Source organism: Mucilaginibacter sp. KACC 22773 (assembly GCF_028736215.1).
GTDB lineage: Bacteria > Bacteroidota > Bacteroidia > Sphingobacteriales > Sphingobacteriaceae > Mucilaginibacter.
The window spans coordinates 2,116,850-2,134,032 of record NZ_CP117883.1; the positions used below are offsets into that span (position 1 = coordinate 2,116,850).

Here is a 17,183-nt window from a genome sequence, read left to right on the forward strand (position 1 = left end):
TTTATTGTTGCCGAAAGACAGGCCCAGTGAAATAACACAAAAAAAACTGTTAATAAGCCTCAACCAAATAGGGTCATATGAGTTATAATAACAAAGATAATGTAACGAAGGGCTTGCAATAAACAGGCCGATGAGTAATAACCGGTAAACTGTATCGTCGTTTTGGATTATTAACAGTGTTTTAACTTTCAACGACATTAACAGATACTTTTTAAATGATTCAGGGCAATATTACTTAGTAAACGAGGGGTAATTTAATAATTTTGCCGTTAAAAATTTACAAATAGTAAATTATCTTAGCGGTTATTAATACGCAGATTTAATTACATTTGTTGCAGATACAAAAATTTCTATGTCGGAAACAGCACAGCTAAAAATTGGTGATAAAACATTTGAACTCCCGGTAATTGAGGGTACAGAAGGCGAAAAAGCAATAGATATTTCAAAACTGCGAGATCAAAGCGGTTACGTAACGCTGGATATCGGCTACAAAAACACAGGTGCTACCAAAAGCGCCATTACTTTTTTGGATGGGGAAAAAGGCATCCTTAAATATCGCGGTTACTCGATTGAACAACTGGCCGAAAATGCCAGTTTTATTGAAGTAGCCTACTTATTGATATATGGCGAATTACCAAAAGAGCAGGAGTTAGCCGATTTTCAATACCAGGTTAGCCGCCACACCCTTGTGCACGAGGATATGAAAAAGTTTTTTGATGGCTTTCCATCAAAATCACATCCTATGGGCCAGTTGTCGTCATTAATTGGCGCATTAGCTGCTTTTAATCCCGAATCGTTAAAGCCAGGTTTATCTGTCGAGGAAGTGAACCTCGAGATTATGAAGCTGCTGGCTAAAATGAGCACAGTAGTATCATGGATCTACAAAAAATCGTTAGGCCACCCGGTTGTGTATCCACAAAATAAATACGATTATGTAACCAACTTCCTGTACATGACGTTTGCCGAGCGTACAGAAGATTATAAAGTTGATAGGGTAGTGGTAGATGTAATGAATAAACTACTGATACTGCATGCCGATCATGAGCAAAACTGCTCAACGTCAACAGTACGTATTGTAGGTTCATCAGATGCTAATTTATACGCGTCTATTTCGGCAGGTATTTCAGCACTTTGGGGCCCGCTGCATGGTGGCGCAAACCAGGCTGTGATAGAAATGCTGGAGAAAATTAAAAACGACGGTGGAGATACTGATAAATGGATAGCCAAGGCAAAGGATAAAAACGATCCTTTTCGTTTAATGGGTTTTGGTCACCGGGTATATAAAAATTTCGACCCGAGGGCCAAGATCATTAAGAAGGCCTGTGATGATATATTAGAAAAATTAGGCATCAATGACGAGGTACTGGAAATAGCCAAAAAGCTGGAAGAAGTAGCCCTGAAAGACCCTTATTTTGTTGAGCGCAAGCTGTACCCCAACGTTGATTTTTACTCAGGTATCATTTACCGGGCATTAGGTTTCCCAACCGAGATGTTTACCGTACTATTCGCCCTTGGTCGCCTGCCAGGTTGGATAGCCCAATGGAAAGAGATGAAAGCCAACAAAGAACCCATTGGCCGCCCGCGCCAGATTTATACCGGCGATACCGACAGGGAGTATAAGGATATAAAAGAACGGTAGTCCTTTTGGTTCACCGGTTCATTGGTCTGCTTTTTCAGACCGACGGTTTATGATAAAGCAATAATCAAAAAAAGCGATTGGTAGCCCCAATCGCTTTTTTTATGCCGCTGATAATCGCGGTGTAGGACCAATGAACCAGTGAACAAATGAACTAAAAAGACCCGCTGGTTTTCACCGGGCGGGTCTATCAAATCAATCAACTGTGAATAAATATCTTATAGTTTTGTAAGCGAGTATGTATTCGCATTTAAATCTAAGACAACTTTGTATGTCCCGGATGCGCTAACATTAATATTATCTCCACCAGCAACAAGTGTACTTCCTGTAGCGCCGAAATTAACACCCCAATCATGATTTAGCCGAAACTTTAATTGTTTGCCACCAATAAGGGCAATTGTTCCTATCCATTGCTGGGTAGCATTGCTAAATTGAAGATCCGTATCGCCACCCCATCCGCCTGGTGTAGCATCGCCAATTACCGCCCATAGAGTTTGTTTTGCAACCATGGTGTTTTTGTTGAGATCTAACGTAAGGAAATATGAACCGGCTGAGGGCACTTTAAAATTATCGCCACCATTGTAGGTTACAACCCCTGCCGATGTAATTCCGTATGAGTTAGTCCAAACTTTGGCGGGGGTAATTTTATATTCAAGATTACCTGCAGTAAAGTTAATAACACCAGTATAAACCCCATTGCTTGTAGCCGATTGAAGGCTATCGGCTGTTTCCGGTTTCCATCCCTGATAGGCACCAGGTACATATAGAAATGATATCAAAGCATAAGGTGTTACATTTAGGGTTACAACGTTTGAATAAATAGGCGTTGCGGTAGCACCGGTTAGTTGTGTTTTTAAACGGGCCTGCACCGTTGAATTTACTCCTGTGCTCAGGTTAAGTGCCAATATCATGGCATTAAAATCTAACACAGTGTAACTTTTGGTAGTAACCTTAGTGCCAATTGCAACTTCTTTCGGACTACTAAAATCGGAAGACGCACTTATCTGCAGCGTGTTTGTGACAGCTGCGCTAAAGCCGTAATTAGGTGATTGCAGCGTAAATGTGATGGCTGTTTTGTCCTGATTGGCTTTAGTTAAAACCAGGGTTGTTTCTGACGCACTTAATGTACCTGCTTTTGTGTTGGATGAAGCTACCACCTTATTACTTTCATCCTTTTTACACGACGTCAGCATAAGCAGCGTGATGCTGCCAATGGCTAAAACACGGTTTAAATTCTTTTTCATATACTTTTATGTAATTGATTTACCTTAAAAACCGATGCAGATGTAAACTTGCACCTGCATCAGTGTGATTAATATCCTGTATTTTGTTTCAAATTGGTATTTGCTGCAACATCGCTGCTTGGCAATGGGTAAAGGGTACGGAACGATTCAACACCTTTACCGCTTTTGGCACCGCCTTTAAATGGCCACAGGTAGGTATCCTCAACAAATTTTCCATAACGAATCAAATCTGTCCGGCGAAAACCTTCCCAATACAATTCACGGCCTCTTTCATCAAGAATATTATCAACAGTTAAGGTGGCTAAATTTCCGGTAATATTTCCATATGCACGTGTACGCAGTGCATTTACGTAAGCTAAAGCAGTAACAGGGTCGCCACCTGTGCCGCCACGCAAAACTGCTTCGGCATAAATAAGGTACATTTCGGGTAAACGGAAGATTGGAATGTCCATATCGGCAAAATCCAAACTTTGCGGGGCGCCTCCGTTTATTTTAACATTCTTAAATTTAGTTATGGCATAACCATCCGTAAAAGTGCCTATCTCGCTAATTTCAAGATTTTGGCCATTTGTGTAAAATTGTGCGCGTTTATCGGCACTCGAAGCGCCGCCCGGGAATAAGCTAACTAACGCTTTTGTGGTGCGCGCACCACCCCATCCACCGCTTATACCAAAATCTGATGCTGGCATTGAGCCACCCACAGGTGCATGGGTCATAAAAGTTGCACCACCATAGCTTTGCGTATGTAGCCCATCATAATTAATTGTAAGGATAAATTCATTTGTGTTCAAATTATTGTCGGCACGCATCAGCTTAGTATAATCGCTAATTAATGAGTAGCCAGCTCCGATCACTTTTTTAGAGTAGGTTATAGCGTCGGTATACCTTTCGGTACCGGTATAAACTTTGGCGTTTAAATATATTCTCGCCAATAACGCCCATGCGGCTGCTTTATCAGCACGGCCATATTCGTTGGTTTTAGGGTCGGCTAAACCGGCGTCAATTGCTTTTAATTCGCTTTCAACATAAGTAAATAGGTCCTTGCGCGAAATTTGTTTAGGTAAAGTTGAGCCCAGTGCATCGTTTTCTGTTACAAAAGGCGGGTTGCCAAACAAATCCATTAATGACGCATATTGATAAGCTCTTAAAAAACGGGCTTCTGTTTTAAATCTGCGTATGTTATCGGCATCGGTGCCAGAGATCCCCCTGCTGCTCAAATTTGCATCAGATGACTGGCGGATGAAATCATTAGCGAGTGTGATTTGATACATTGAGCGATAGTACAAGCCTTTTAAAAACACATTGCTTGATGACCAACTCATATTATGGAAATCGGGCAATCCCACATCTCCCCAGCCTATAACAGCTTCATCTGTTGATAATTCCTGGGCGCACCACAGTAAGCGGAAATAGTCAGAAGTACCTTCGTCTATACCCTGTATGTCGCCATTTCCGGCAGGCCCCTGGTTGCCTGTCAGCGCAAAACTTCCATAAACTTTTGCAAATGCCTGCTTATAACCGGTTGCGGTGCTATAAACCTGCGCAGATGTAATATCATTGGTTGGGAGCAGGTCGAGTTTTTTGGTACATGATACCAAACTACCGGATATCAAACCGGCGATTATTACTATTTTAATTGAATTTCTTTTCATGCTAAATCTTTATTATTATCAAATAATTATAGCGATAGATTTAAACCTATAACATAAGTACGCGGCCTTGGATAAAAGTTGTTATCGATACCACCGTTTACTTCCGGATCTAAACCTTTATATTTTGTTATAATGAATACGTTTTGAACATTTGCGCTAATTCTCAGGTTTCCTGTGCTGCCAAATATTTTACCGAAGTTGTAACCTATGTTGGCATTGTCCATCCTTATAAACGACCCGTTTTGAACATAGTAATCAGACAATACATTTTTGTCGTTACTGCCGCTCAATCCACTTTCTAACAAGTTTGTAGAGGCATTATTGATGATGCCTATCGGGTTAAGGACACTGATTTTGGTGCCTGAGCCTGAGAATACGTTGTTGTAAACATAATTACCAACACTTGCCCTTGCTACGAAACCAGCTGACCACTTTTTATAAGTAACATTTGATGTTAACCCAAAGTAACCTTTAGGATCGGGGCTTTTATAATGATAAAGATCTTGGCCGTTTATTACGCCATCGTTGTTGCGGTCAACAAATACACCGTCAAGTGGCTTTCCGTCTGTACCATAAACTTGTTGATAAACATAAAATGAATTACGGGCATAGCCTACAGATTGTATCTGAATATTATTACCTGTACCTCCAGAGACACCACCGGTCGGGCTACCCGCATAGCTCGGATCATTTGAAATGGTAAGCTTGGTTATTTTGTTGGTATTATAAGTGGCATTGAAGTTCACATTCCACGTTACGTTCTTGTTTCTGATGATATCTGCGCTGATATTAAACTCAACACCACTACTTTTTGCGTCCCCAATATTGGCTACAATTTCATTGGAAAAGTTTGTACCTGCCGGTTGTGAAATGTTATTTAGCAAATGTGTTGTTTTGCGGTTAAAATAATCAATACTACCAGTTATTCTGTTGTCGATAAAACCAAAATCCAAAGCTACGTTGGCAGCTGCTGTTTGTTCCCAGGTTCTGTTAAAATAGTACCCATTTGGACGATAAAGACTATAAAAGGTATTGCCAAACTGATATTGAGCTGTGCTGTTACTTAAGTTATAATAAGAAATATAATCATAATTGCCAATGCCTTCTTGCTGTCCGGTAACACCATAGCCTACACGCAATTTCAAATCAGAAAGGGCGGTTAAGCTTTGCATAAATGACTCTTGCTTGATTTTCCAGGCAAATGCACCAGATGGAAAAGTACCAAACTTTTTGTCGGGGTTAAACCTTGAAGACCCGTCACGACGTACTGTTCCGGTTAAGATATATTTATCATCAAATACATAATTTAAACGTCCGTAGAAAGAGATCAGCCTGTTTTCTGGTTTATTAAAAGGATAAGTAGGAGAGGTAACCACTGTTTTATCATAAGTATAATCGTTATAGTTATAATTAGTGATCAAAAAATCCTGGTATGAATAGCCAGCTACCGCATCGATATGACTCGATATACTTTTAATATCCTTGGCATAACTTAGGTATCCTTCGAAAATTTTATTTGACTGTGTTTGCTTGTAGATATTATTTGTACCGCCGTGGAACTTACCTGCGGGGTCTTTGTAGCGGTTATATCCGTTAGCTGCGCTATCTGGAATAATGGTATGACCATCTCCCTTTGAAATATCGTATCCTAAATTAACATTGGCATGCAATTCTGGTAAAAAGTGGAATTTATAATCAAGTTGCAAGTTGCCAATGCTGCGATAAACTTTGCTTCTGTTATCCTGTTGTTCAAGCAACCCAAGTGGGTTTAAACCAGCTAATGATCTTAAGCCAGAGGCGGAAGACGGATCAAGCCACTCATAATAGCCGCCAAAACGTTTGCTGCCCGAATATACAGGCTTTGTTGGGTCAAAACTAACGGCAGCCCCCACTGCACCTTCATTTGCAAACCTTTGTTTTACCTGCGAGCCCTTTACATTTAAGTTTACTTTTAAATGGTCGGTAAAGAAACTGGGGCTAAGGTTAATAGCACCTGTAAGGCGCTGCAACGAACTTGTTTTAAGGATACCGTCCTGGTCAAGGTAGCCAAACGAAACGCGGTAAGGCAATACTTTTGTAGCGCCGGATAAGCTGATATTATTATCAGTAGTCAGCGCTGTTTGATATATTTGTTTTTGCCAATCGGTATTTGCCGTGCCTAATTGCGCTTGTTGAGTAGTTGTTCCGTTTGCTTTTACATAAGCGCGAAGCTGATCTGCCGTAAGCACGCTGGCTTCTTTCACTAACTTAGCAACAGAAAACTGGGAACTGAAATCAATAACAGGTTTGCCCGATTTACCTTTTTTGGTAGTAATTAAAATTACACCGTTTGACGCTCTGTTACCATAAATGGCCGACGCAGAAGCGTCTTTTAATATCGAAAATGATTCAATATCGTTCGGATTGATCAGGCTTAAAGGATTGGCGGCACCGGAGATGCCGCTGTTACTTACCGGCACACCATCGATAACAATAAGCGGATCATTACTTGCGGATAAAGAAGCACCTCCACGGATACGGATGGTACTTCCAGAACCAGGGGCGCCACTGTTAGACACAACCGAAACACCGGCAACTTTACCGGCAATCAATTGTTCGGGCGTAGTGATAACACCTTTCTGAAAATCTTTTGAGGTTACGTTTGCTATCGAACCGGAAAGGTCTTTCTTTTTCTGTGTACCATATCCTATAACAACAACTTCATTCAGGCTTTTACTGTCAGGCTGGAGGCCGAAATCTACAATAACTACGGAGCCGCCTACCGTTACAGCTTTCTTTAAAGCCACATAACCTAAAAACTTAGCGGTTACGGTAACGTTCCCGGTCTTAACACCGGTAATGGTGTAGTTACCATTGCCATCGGTAGTTGCACCTATGGTTGTACCGTCAATAGTAACGGCAGCACCGGGCAGGGGTGCATTGGTTTCGTCTAATACTTTCCCTTTAATGCTTCCTGTTTGGGCAAACGCCATTACTGACATCATTAGAAAGGCACAAAGAAGAACGTACTTTTTTGAGTAATTTTTTCTCATTTACTTTTTGGGTTTTTGTGAATTAAAAAGGCTTAATTAGCCGGTGTTAAATTGGTCTGATAATTTTGCTGAAACAGCACGCGACTAATTTACATTTAGAAATAATAAAAGCAAATTTTATATAAAAGATAATTTTGACCCCATTAATTAAGTTATAATTAACTTTAATGAAACACAAAAAAGGGCAGTACTTTTAATACTTTTTGCCTTTTTTTGTGGGAAATTTGCAAACTGGCTAACATTTATACAAAACTAAGTGTCAAAATTACACAATAAGCAATTTTACTAATATGTAACGATTTTCCGGGAACGTTCCCGGAAAATAATTGTCAAATAAACAGTTAATAATGATAAAAAAAATATTTTTCTGCGCGTTTTGGGTTTTTGCCCAAACTTTTTTGCTTTTCGGACAGGTAAAAACAACCTTCAAAACGGGTAAAATACCACCCCTGAAAAACCAGTCTGAAAGCCTGTTTTTGGCAGGTAATTTTAACGGTTGGAACCCGGCCGACAGTGCCTGGAAATTGCTCCCCGATGGCATTGGTGGCTACCGGCTTTTAACAGCAATGCCTAAGGGGATTTATAACTACAAAATAACACGTGGGAGCTGGGATAAGGTGGAATGCACTGCAACCGGCAAGCCTGCCGATAACCGCAGCCTTATAATTACCGGCGATACTATTATAGTTTTAGATGTTGCCGCCTGGCAGGATAATTTTGCCCCGGCTGAAAAGAAACATACGACCACCGCCCGGGTACATATCATTAGCGGTAAATTTGAGATGCCTCAACTGAACAGGCAGCGCCGCATTTGGATTTACCTGCCCGAAAATTATACTTCATCAAAAAAAAGGTACCCGGTTATTTATATGCACGACGGGCAAAACCTTTTTGATGAATACACCAGTGGTTACGGGGAGTGGGGTCTTGACGAATTGATGGATAAAGTACCGCCGCAAAAGCAGTGTATTATAGTGGGAATTGATCATGGCGGCGATTTCAGGATCACCGAGTATGATCCTTATGATTCAAAGTATGGCAAAGGGCGGGGTGACGATTATGTAGAGTTCCTGGCACAAACGTTGAAACCCTACATTGATACACATTATAAAACCATGGCTGATGCAAAAAATACCACAATAGCCGGTAGTTCGATGGGTGGGCTGATATCAATGTACGCCACATTAAAATATCCGGGTGTGTTTGGTAATGCCGGCATATTTTCGCCGGCTTTTTGGATAGCCCCCCAAATTTACGATCTGGCCAAACAAAAAGCCATCAGCCATAAAACCCGTTTTTATTTTGTTTGCGGCGATGCCGAAAGTGAAGACATGGTTGCCGATATGCAAAAAATGGCCTCGATCATAAAGAATAATGGGGCTAAGCCCGAAAACGCCCCGGTAACCATCATCAAAGGATCCAGCCATAATGAAAAGCAATGGAACGGAGATTGGCCAGGATTTTATAATTGGCTAATGCAGTCGGAAAGTTTGGAAGTCTGGAAAGTCCGAAAGTAGCCTCAGATCTGAGCTTAAGGATATCAGGCAATTTTTGTTTTTTTAAAACCGCGACATTGTACCTGCCCGACATTTATTATCTTTCGGACTTTACCGACTTACGGACTTTCCGACTAACAAATGACTATCGAAGAAATATTAAAACAGTACTGGAACCATGATCATTTCAGGCCGATGCAGGCCGAGATCATCAAGTCTGTTTTATTGGGTCATGATACGCTGGCTTTGCTGCCTACAGGTGGTGGTAAATCTGTTTGTTTCCAGGTGCCTGCGTTAGCTAAAGAGGGGGTATGCATCGTCATATCACCGCTGATTGCCCTGATGAAAGACCAGGTTGAGAACTTAAAAGATAAGGGAATTAATGCCGTAGCCATCGTGTCCGGAATGGGCCGGCGCGAGATTGACCTGGCGTTGGATAACTGCATTTATGGCACGGTTAAATTTTTATACCTCTCGCCCGAACGTTTACTGTCAGAACTGGTACAGGAGCGGATAAAATACATGAAGGTGAACCTGATAGCGGTTGACGAAGCGCACTGTATCTCGCAATGGGGCTATGATTTTCGCCCCCCGTACCTGCACATTGCCGATTTACGCCAATTGCATCCCAATGTGCCTGTGCTTGCCCTTACCGCAACAGCCACGGCTGATGTTAAAAAGGACATCCAGGATAAACTGCAATTTAAAAATCCGGTTATCTATCAGCAAAGTTTTGAGCGTAGTAACATCAGCTACGTTGTTCAGGATGCCGAAAATAAATTCAGGCGGATGTTGGATATTGCCAAAGGGGTTAAAGGCAGCGGCATCGTATATGTGCGCAGCCGTAAAGATGCCGCCGAAATTGCCAAATATTATAATGAAAACGGTATCAAAGCCGATTTTTACCACGCTGGTCTGCCTATGGACGAGCGTGCCGAACGCCAGGAAAGCTGGAAAAATAACCGCACGCGGGTAATTGTAGCCACTAATGCCTTTGGGATGGGTATTGACAAACCCGACGTTCGGTTTGTTATTCATAAAGATATGCCCGAAAGCCTGGAAGCTTATTACCAGGAAGCCGGCAGGGGAGGCCGCGACGGGCAAAAGGCTTATGGCGTGTTGCTATACACCCATGCCGACAGACTGCGGCAGGAGAAGTTGTTTGAACTTAATTTCCCTACGGTTGATGAAATAAAGCATGTTTACCATTGCCTGGCCAACTATTACCAGCTTGCTTATGAAGCAGGAGAGGGGCTTAGCTTTGACCTTGACCTGGGCGAATTTTGCAGCCGTTTTAAGCTGGATGCTATCAAAACGCTAAACGCCCTTAAGTTTTTGGAAAAAGACGAATACCTGTCGTTCAACGAGAGCGTTTTCCTGCCATCGCGGTTCAGGTTCGAAGTTGTTAACGAGGTGCTATATAACTTCCAGATCCAGAATGCCGGCTGGGACCCGTTTATTAAAACGTTGTTGCGGTCATACGGCGGCGCGTTTGAAAATTATGTTAAAATCAAAGAGTATGACCTGTCAAGGCGTACTACATTAAGCGTTCAGCAGGTTGTTGAAGGGTTGTTGCAGCTACAGCAGTTTGGCTTAATTAGCTATCTTCAGCAAACAGATAAACCACAGGTTACTTATTTAAAAGCGCGGCAGCAATCAAACAGGCTGTTTATCAACAAGAACTACATCCAGGAGCGTAAGGAAACTTACCGCCAAAAAATGGAGGCAGTTTTTGCGTATGCTGTTCATAAACAGTGCCGCAGCCAAATGTTACTGGCTTATTTTGATGAGCCCAACGCCCGCAAATGCGGCATCTGCGATGTTTGCCTCGACGAAAAGCGCCACAAAAACGAAGATGAACTTTTTGATAACATTACCAACGAGGTTGTACAACTGCTCAGCATCTCAACCCCCGATATCGGCACATTGATAACCACCATCAACATAGGTACCGAAAAAGATAAAATGGAAACCATCCGCCTGCTGCTTGATGCCGGCAAAATAAAAACCGACGGGGAGAAGTATTATCTTTAATTGGTTCTGAGGTCTGAGGCCGGGATTCTGAGGTCTGAAGCCTCAGCCCCGATGGACGAGTGTGGTTTCGTTGCGAGGTAACGGAGCGAAATCGATACTTATGGTCTATATACTCCATCTCAGGTATCCCGAGCTTCGTTCCCGAACATTGTAACCCGATCTCAGTCCTCCGACCACAGATTCCAGTCCTCAGATCCTCCAAATTCACCGTATAAATTATACGCTTCACCGACAAAAAACCTGCATACAACTAATACACCGGAAACGGCTGTAACGATTTTTATTGGAGATCGTCATATAGGTGTATTTAAAAATAACAAAATAATTACTTGACAATCAAAATATTAATACCATGAAAACTAACTTAATAGCCATTTTTACAGTAATAGTTACCGTATTGGGCATCACAAATTCAACTTACGCATCTGTAGATAATAATAACAATAAAGGCGTAGTTTTAACCGATATCAGCAGCATCAATAAAATAGAAGTTTACGGTAACGTACAGGTATACGTTACTACCGGGACAGCCGACCAGGTAAAGGTTTACAACCAATATTATGCCGAAAGCGCTTTGGTACAATCACAAAAAGGTGTATTGAGGATTTCATCATACAAAACCGAAAAACTGGTGGTTTGGGTTACTGCAAAAGAGCTTTCCTCAATAACCGCTTATGATAATGCCGAAATAAAATCATTCGGAAACTTATCATCTATCGAGCTTGATGTTAAATTGTACAACAATGCGTCTGCCGATTTAAAATTAGATGCCTACAGCGCCAGTGTTACCATGAATGATCATGCAAAAGCAAATTTAAGCGGCAATGTAACTGAATATAGCCAGGTACGTAACATAGCATCAAGTGTTAACCGCACTTACCTGGTGACTGAAAATGCAACCGATAAATTAACCGGTGCACCAGCCAAAGCCGCCGAATATGCAGGTATATAATCGTTCACTGGTTCACTTTGGTTCATTAGTTCACTGGTTCATTAGTTCATTGGTCTTGCCTGCCCGTTGCAGAAAGACTTAGCCAGCCACCTCGCAAGGGTGGCTGTTTTTGTAGGTATTAGACGTTTGTCTGCCTGCCGTTGAAAGACCTACGAAGTTTTTAAAACTTCGTAAGTCTGGTGCTCTCCAGCCCGAACGCTTTTTGCCCTGCATGCCCGCAATGCCCGCGTTCCATGAACCATGAACCATGAACCATGAACCATGAACCATGAACCATGAACCATGAACCATGAACCATGAACCATGAACCATGAACCATGAACCATGAAATGTGCTAAAAAATCGTATATTTGCGTAATAACGGAAAATTATAGCTATTTCCCGATAGCCGCCACTGTCAATTTTTATTGATCAGGGTTCATTTTTATCCCCGCTGATACCGTTGCTGCCCGGAATTTAATTAATGAGATCCTCTTCATTTTGTGCCGATACCGAACTTTTGTTCCGTTGATCAGATTGATACAGTTGTAAACCGGGAAATGCACATTGTTTAACTAAATTTTAATAAACATGGCTAAATCGCAGGCAACATTCATGAAAAAACAACTCGAAAAAAATCGTCAGAAGAAAAAAGAAGATAAAGAACAACGTAAACTGGAGCGCCAGCAAAACGGCGGCGGCAGCGACCTGGACAGTATGATGGCCTACGTTAACGAGTTTGGCGAAATTGTATCTACTCCCCCTGAAAAAAAAGGATAACCCATCCGCTTTACAATATTATGTAGTGTAACACAATGAATGTTTACACTACATAAAAAATTGTAATGTTTTATCTATAAAAAGCCTCAATTTACCCCTTGTAATTGGTAGCTTTACGCTATGATCAACAAAAACCAGCTAAAAGTGATTATGGGCATTGGGTTGGTTTTATTTGCTACGGGTATTATAATGCGCAGGTACTTTCCGTTACTGCATCCTCAATTGGCATTTGTTATCAGTAGCTGCAGCCCTGCTATATTGACGGTTGGTTTTTTAAATCTGTGGCGAATAAGGCGGTCTGCCCGCAAAAATGTTTCAAAGCACTGAAAAATCTGCATTTTTTAAATTGAACCTTTTTAGTTTTCAATTGTCGTACCTAAAAAATACCGACGATTAAACTGCCATGAAAATAAACTTTTACTTACTGGTTTCTATTGCTTTGCTGGCATCCTGTTCTGGTAGCAATAACACAGCCGATAATGATACAACAATTTCAATACTTTCGCCGGCCGATACGCAATTGGGCAGTGCGCCAAATGCCCCGGCTGTAAACATGCGATATTGTTTTTTTTATACTGATGGTACACGGGCCCAGGATACAACCGAGGTAAGTATATTCATAAACGGCAATAAAGTTACCGGCGATATGTACTGGATGCCAAAGCAGAAAGATGCCCGGAAGGGAACTTTAACGGGTACGCTTGCGGGTAACGCTATTAAGGCCGTATGGAATTATACACAGGAGGGAAGTACCGACACTATGGCCGTTGAATTTCAACTACGGGGGAACGCGCTGGCGCAAAAGCCTTATCAATACGATGCCAAAACCGGCAGGCAGCAAACCAATAACTCGGCTGCCTATACCGTAATTTACAATATGAAAAATTGCAAGTAATTATTTAATTTAGATAAAATTATCACCATCAAAAAATGAAAACCAGGGACACCAGCATACTTTATCTTGTATTGGGATTATATACCCTCATGATCAGTTGGTATTATAACCATTCGCTGATTTTGTTGCTTATCCATTACCTTATCTGGCCGGTTTACCTGGTGTACGAATTGCTGATTGGCCACCTTGCCCACGGGCTTTGGCGTACAATTCCGCTATCGTATTTTAATTAGTATAGCTGTCAAAATATTTTTTACTATTTATGCCCGGTTAACAGCCGGGCATTTTTTGTTTTAAATTAGCTATCAGGTGGCATAGGAACACCCGGCCCGGTTGTTACCACGCAACGCTGGTTTATCAAACCTTTTCAACAACAACTGCTGTGCCGTATGCCAATACTTCGGTAATGCCCTGCATTACTTCGTTTGCGTCGTAACGCATGTTGATAATGGCATTTGCGCCAATGGCCTGGGCATGCTGTATCAAAAGCTGGTAGGCTTCTTCACGGGCGTTTTCGCAAAGCTCAACATAAATAGAAAGCCGGCCGCCAAAAAGCGACTGAAAACCACCGGCAATATTGCCCAGCGCGCTGCGGCTGCGTACGGTAATACCACGTACAACACCTAAATGTTTAACTACCCGGTAACCATCTAATCCGGTACTGGTTGTAATAAGCGAAGTATCCATTGTTTTATTTAGTTTATGTTGATTAGAGTGCAGGCAAGGCCAAATGTTACAATAATGGCTGCTTACCGGTATTTACACAAGTACGAACTTTGAACGTGCGTTTTTACCTTGAATTTTATATTGGCCTCAACTTCAAACGATTGACCCGGTGTGTAAGTTTGCCATTCATCTTCGCCAGGTAACAGTACATCCAGCCCGCCTTCAATAACGGTCATGGTTTCGTGGCTCGATGTGCCAAATTCATACTCGCCTTTTTCCATTACGCCGATGGTGCTTTTCCCTTCTGCGCTGGTATAGCCCAGTGATTTTACCGTGCCTTCAAAATATTCGTTTACGTGAATCATATTTTTTAAATTAAGCGCCTAATATGCCTAAATAAAATCATTTGTTTTAATAAATGCCGGCCTTAAATAATTCAGGGTAAAACTGCCGAATGTTAAAATATGTGAAAAAATTAACTTTGGTTGTAATTATTAATCTGCAAAGAGCGTTATTTGCATAAAATCTGCAAGGCGCATAGTTTGCACAAAATTTATATATGAGGAAAATTCAACTTATTGTTCTGTTACTTATATCGGCTATCTACTTCCAAGGCTGTAAAAAAGACGTTGTTACTTCTGCTTCTACCACATCTGATAAAATACTTGCTGCAAATATTAATGGTGTTGAATGGTACCCGGATACGGTTACCGCACGGATTACTTTTAACAGTACTACAAAAGTTAAAACCTTTTCGGTAATTGGTACTGCCAATTCAAAGCGGGTTATCTTTAATATCAATGTGCCCAACAGCACAAATACCAATAGTTTTCCTTTAGCCACATATAAAGTAGACGGCACGGGAAAATTAAACATGACTTATTACACCCAGCAAAGAAACGATGCTGGCGTTTATGTGTTTGTACAAACCGGCACTGTTGAACCGGGCTCCGGATTGGCTACCATAACTGCAATTGATACGGTTGCCAAAGTAATTACCGGAACATATTCGTTTACCTCAAAAAAGGTTAATCTTAATCCTGACGGAAGCTATCAATCCATAGAAATATCGCAGATACTTTTAGGCACCTTCGATAAATTACCATATCAATTAGGAGATGGCAATTTATAGCCGGGCATAGCCAGGTATTTTGCAAAATATTAAAGCCCTCTGTTGAAAAACAGAGGGCTTTGTTTTTATATCCATTTTTTAGCTAAAGTCAAAACCGCCCTTTCCGGGCTACAACTAAACTGCCAGGTGTTAAGCTGGTTTTGTAGGCGAAGGGGTTGTAGGCATAGGTGTGGGCGTAGGACTTGGGTTTGGCGTAGGTGCGGGGTTTGGAGTCGGGGTTGGGCTCGGAGTGGGCGTAGGGCTCGGATTTGGCACAGGTGCAGGTGTTGGCGATGGAACAGGTGCCGGGTCAGTAGGTGTTGGTGTTGGCGACGGTACAGGTGCCGGGGTTGGCGCCGGAGCAGGTGTTTTTGGCGTCTTTTTCTTTTTACCTGGTATAGTATCGGTTACCATACCTTTTTTTGCGATGATTCCGTTGTCGCCGGTACCATTAATGGCCGTATGATTGGCGGCAAAAACTACCGAACATGCAAATGATAATGCTACAGCTGCTGCTGTTAACTTTAAATTTTTCATAATAATTTATTTTAAATTAATAAATTAACTTAAATGATAACAGTGCCAATAAGCTTTAGTTTTCATTAATTGTGATAACTCTTTTTTTGAACAAGAAAACTACCAGCATTTTTAGTCATCAGCGACTGCGAAAGTGCGCCGCTCAACATTAGCGTTTTGCTAAAACAATATATTGCGTTAACGCTTTATGGTTTTGTATGGCATCATCAAACAAGTCTATTTATGCTGCGCTGGCGGCAAATTTGCTTATCGCTTTAACCAAATTTATGGCAGGCTTTTTTAGTAACAGTGCCGCTATGGTAGCCGAGGGGGTACACTCTGTGGTTGACACCGCCAACCAGGTATTATTGTTGTTTGGTTTGCACCAAAGCCGCAAAAAGCCCGATGCAAAGCATCCTTTTGGCTATGGTAAGGAGTTGTATTTTTATTCGTTCATCGTGTCGATACTCATATTTGGGCTGGGCGGGGGCGTTTCCATATACCAGGGTATTGCCCATATCATCACGCCCGAAGTTCCGGGTAACCCAACCTGGAATTACGCGGTGTTGGGCATGTCGGTAATATTCGAGGGTTCATCGTTGTTAATAGCGGCCAAAGAGTTTAACAAACTGCGTAGCGAGCTTTCGTGGTGGCAGGCTATTGTCAAGAGTAAAGATCCATCAACTTTTTTGGTGCTGTTTGAAGATAGCGCGGCCGTTATAGGCCTGGTTATCGTAGCTGTTTGTATGTTTATCGGTCATACTTATCACATTAATTATCTTGATGGCCTGGCCTCATTGCTGGTTGGATTGGTGCTCATATTTGTTTCTATAATACTTGCGCGCGAAAGCCGCAGTTTGCTCATGGGCGAGGGGATAGGCGCAAGCACTAAAAAACACATCATCGAAATTGTAGAGCAGGATCACGACGTTTTAAAGCTCATGCACCTCATGTCAACCTATCAATCGCCTACCGAGGTTTTGCTCATGCTAATCATTTCGTTTAAAAGTAACCTGGATACCGCGGGCATTAATAATGCTATTATTCGCATCCGCAACCGGGTAAAAGATGAGTATAGCCTCATTCACTTTGTTATTATCCAACCAGATACCTTTATGGAAAAAGTAAGCCCCAATATGCAGTTGTACGTTTAATTGGTAATTGTAAAATAAACATCCTCCATATCTGAA

At 41.7% G+C, this 17,183-nt stretch carries 15 protein-coding genes; 9 read left to right on the plus strand and 6 right to left on the minus strand.

The window, feature by feature from the left end; translation table 11 throughout:
* Positions 1-352: 352 nt before the first annotated feature.
* Complete coding sequence (locus PQ469_RS09195; protein ID WP_274212685.1) at positions 353-1,639, plus strand: citrate synthase; 1,287 nt, start codon at positions 353-355, stop codon at positions 1,637-1,639.
* Between the two features lie 215 nt (positions 1,640-1,854).
* Here the strand turns inward: PQ469_RS09195 and PQ469_RS09200 are convergent, their stop codons facing one another.
* The 3 genes from PQ469_RS09200 to PQ469_RS09210 form a co-directional block, all read right to left on the minus strand.
* Positions 1,855-2,880 (minus strand): SusE domain-containing protein, encoded by a 1,026-nt coding sequence (locus PQ469_RS09200; protein WP_274212687.1) that lies wholly within the window; start codon positions 2,878-2,880, stop codon positions 1,855-1,857.
* Positions 2,881-2,948: 68 nt separating this feature from the next.
* Positions 2,949-4,532: a RagB/SusD family nutrient uptake outer membrane protein gene (locus PQ469_RS09205; protein ID WP_274212688.1), complete on the minus strand. Its 1,584-nt coding sequence runs from the start codon at positions 4,530-4,532 to the stop codon at positions 2,949-2,951.
* 26 nt (positions 4,533-4,558) lie between these two features.
* Positions 4,559-7,564 carry a SusC/RagA family TonB-linked outer membrane protein gene (locus PQ469_RS09210; protein WP_274212690.1) on the minus strand — a complete coding sequence of 1,002 codons (3,006 nt, stop codon included), beginning with the start codon at positions 7,562-7,564 and terminating at the stop codon, positions 4,559-4,561.
* Positions 7,565-7,911: 347 nt separating this feature from the next.
* On the opposite strand from PQ469_RS09210, the gene PQ469_RS09215 reads away from it, so the two are divergent.
* The 6 genes from PQ469_RS09215 to PQ469_RS09240 all read left to right on the plus strand — a co-directional run bounded on the left by PQ469_RS09215 (position 7,912) and on the right by PQ469_RS09240 (position 13,933).
* Positions 7,912-9,081, plus strand: coding sequence for an alpha/beta hydrolase-fold protein (locus PQ469_RS09215; RefSeq protein WP_274212691.1), 1,170 nt, complete (start codon positions 7,912-7,914; stop codon positions 9,079-9,081).
* A gap of 120 nt (positions 9,082-9,201) precedes the next feature.
* A complete protein-coding gene (locus PQ469_RS09220) occupies positions 9,202-11,094 on the plus strand; it encodes a RecQ family ATP-dependent DNA helicase (RefSeq protein ID WP_274212693.1) in 1,893 nt (630 codons plus the stop codon).
* Positions 11,095-11,446: 352 nt separating this feature from the next.
* The gene (locus tag PQ469_RS09225) at positions 11,447-12,046 is read left to right on the plus strand and encodes a GIN domain-containing protein (RefSeq protein WP_274212694.1); all 600 of its coding nucleotides are present in this window, start codon (positions 11,447-11,449) and stop codon (positions 12,044-12,046) included.
* Positions 12,047-12,616: 570 nt separating this feature from the next.
* Positions 12,617-12,805 carry a hypothetical protein gene (locus PQ469_RS09230; protein WP_090652016.1) on the plus strand — a complete coding sequence of 63 codons (189 nt, stop codon included), beginning with the start codon at positions 12,617-12,619 and terminating at the stop codon, positions 12,803-12,805.
* A gap of 403 nt (positions 12,806-13,208) precedes the next feature.
* On the plus strand, positions 13,209-13,700 hold the full coding sequence (locus tag PQ469_RS09235) for a hypothetical protein (protein ID WP_274212696.1): 492 nt from the start codon (positions 13,209-13,211) through the stop codon (positions 13,698-13,700).
* 35 nt (positions 13,701-13,735) lie between these two features.
* Positions 13,736-13,933 (plus strand): hypothetical protein, encoded by a 198-nt coding sequence (locus tag PQ469_RS09240; RefSeq protein ID WP_090652013.1) that lies wholly within the window; start codon positions 13,736-13,738, stop codon positions 13,931-13,933.
* 124 nt (positions 13,934-14,057) lie between these two features.
* Here PQ469_RS09240 and PQ469_RS09245 read toward each other — a convergent pair whose 3' ends face one another.
* A complete protein-coding gene (locus PQ469_RS09245) occupies positions 14,058-14,387 on the minus strand; it encodes a YbjQ family protein (RefSeq protein ID WP_147052092.1) in 330 nt (109 codons plus the stop codon).
* 62 nt (positions 14,388-14,449) lie between these two features.
* Positions 14,450-14,731, minus strand: a complete 282-nt coding sequence (ppnP, locus tag PQ469_RS09250; protein ID WP_274212699.1) for a pyrimidine/purine nucleoside phosphorylase — start codon at positions 14,729-14,731, stop codon at positions 14,450-14,452.
* 194 nt (positions 14,732-14,925) lie between these two features.
* Between ppnP and PQ469_RS09255 the strand changes: the two genes are divergently transcribed.
* Entirely contained in the window at positions 14,926-15,498 is a 573-nt protein-coding gene (locus PQ469_RS09255) for a hypothetical protein (protein ID WP_274212700.1), read from the plus strand.
* 129 nt (positions 15,499-15,627) lie between these two features.
* Here the strand turns inward: PQ469_RS09255 and PQ469_RS09260 are convergent, their stop codons facing one another.
* Positions 15,628-16,014 carry a hypothetical protein gene (locus PQ469_RS09260; protein WP_274212702.1) on the minus strand — a complete coding sequence of 129 codons (387 nt, stop codon included), beginning with the start codon at positions 16,012-16,014 and terminating at the stop codon, positions 15,628-15,630.
* Positions 16,015-16,211: 197 nt separating this feature from the next.
* Here PQ469_RS09260 and PQ469_RS09265 point away from each other — a divergent pair, with 197 nt between their 5' ends.
* On the plus strand, positions 16,212-17,147 hold the full coding sequence (locus tag PQ469_RS09265; protein ID WP_274212703.1) for a cation diffusion facilitator family transporter: 936 nt from the start codon (positions 16,212-16,214) through the stop codon (positions 17,145-17,147).
* Positions 17,148-17,183 lie beyond the last annotated feature (36 nt).

Coding starts and splice junctions, on each gene's coding strand:
- PQ469_RS09195 (WP_274212685.1), top strand. CDS start 353: ATGTCGGAAACAGCACAGCTAAAAATTGGTGATAAAACATTTGAACTC.
- PQ469_RS09230 (WP_090652016.1), top strand. CDS start 12,617: ATGGCTAAATCGCAGGCAACATTCATGAAAAAACAACTCGAAAAAAAT.
- PQ469_RS09235 (WP_274212696.1), top strand. CDS start 13,209: ATGAAAATAAACTTTTACTTACTGGTTTCTATTGCTTTGCTGGCATCC.
- PQ469_RS09245 (WP_147052092.1), bottom strand. CDS start 14,387: ATGGATACTTCGCTTATTACAACCAGTACCGGATTAGATGGTTACCGG.
- PQ469_RS09210 (WP_274212690.1), bottom strand. CDS start 7,564: ATGAGAAAAAATTACTCAAAAAAGTACGTTCTTCTTTGTGCCTTTCTA.
- PQ469_RS09220 (WP_274212693.1), top strand. CDS start 9,202: ATGACTATCGAAGAAATATTAAAACAGTACTGGAACCATGATCATTTC.
- PQ469_RS09255 (WP_274212700.1), top strand. CDS start 14,926: ATGAGGAAAATTCAACTTATTGTTCTGTTACTTATATCGGCTATCTAC.
- PQ469_RS09205 (WP_274212688.1), bottom strand. CDS start 4,532: ATGAAAAGAAATTCAATTAAAATAGTAATAATCGCCGGTTTGATATCC.
- PQ469_RS09260 (WP_274212702.1), bottom strand. CDS start 16,014: ATGAAAAATTTAAAGTTAACAGCAGCAGCTGTAGCATTATCATTTGCA.
- PQ469_RS09265 (WP_274212703.1), top strand. CDS start 16,212: ATGGCATCATCAAACAAGTCTATTTATGCTGCGCTGGCGGCAAATTTG.
- PQ469_RS09200 (WP_274212687.1), bottom strand. CDS start 2,880: ATGAAAAAGAATTTAAACCGTGTTTTAGCCATTGGCAGCATCACGCTG.
- PQ469_RS09240 (WP_090652013.1), top strand. CDS start 13,736: ATGAAAACCAGGGACACCAGCATACTTTATCTTGTATTGGGATTATAT.
- ppnP (WP_274212699.1), bottom strand. CDS start 14,731: ATGATTCACGTAAACGAATATTTTGAAGGCACGGTAAAATCACTGGGC.
- PQ469_RS09215 (WP_274212691.1), top strand. CDS start 7,912: ATGATAAAAAAAATATTTTTCTGCGCGTTTTGGGTTTTTGCCCAAACT.
- PQ469_RS09225 (WP_274212694.1), top strand. CDS start 11,447: ATGAAAACTAACTTAATAGCCATTTTTACAGTAATAGTTACCGTATTG.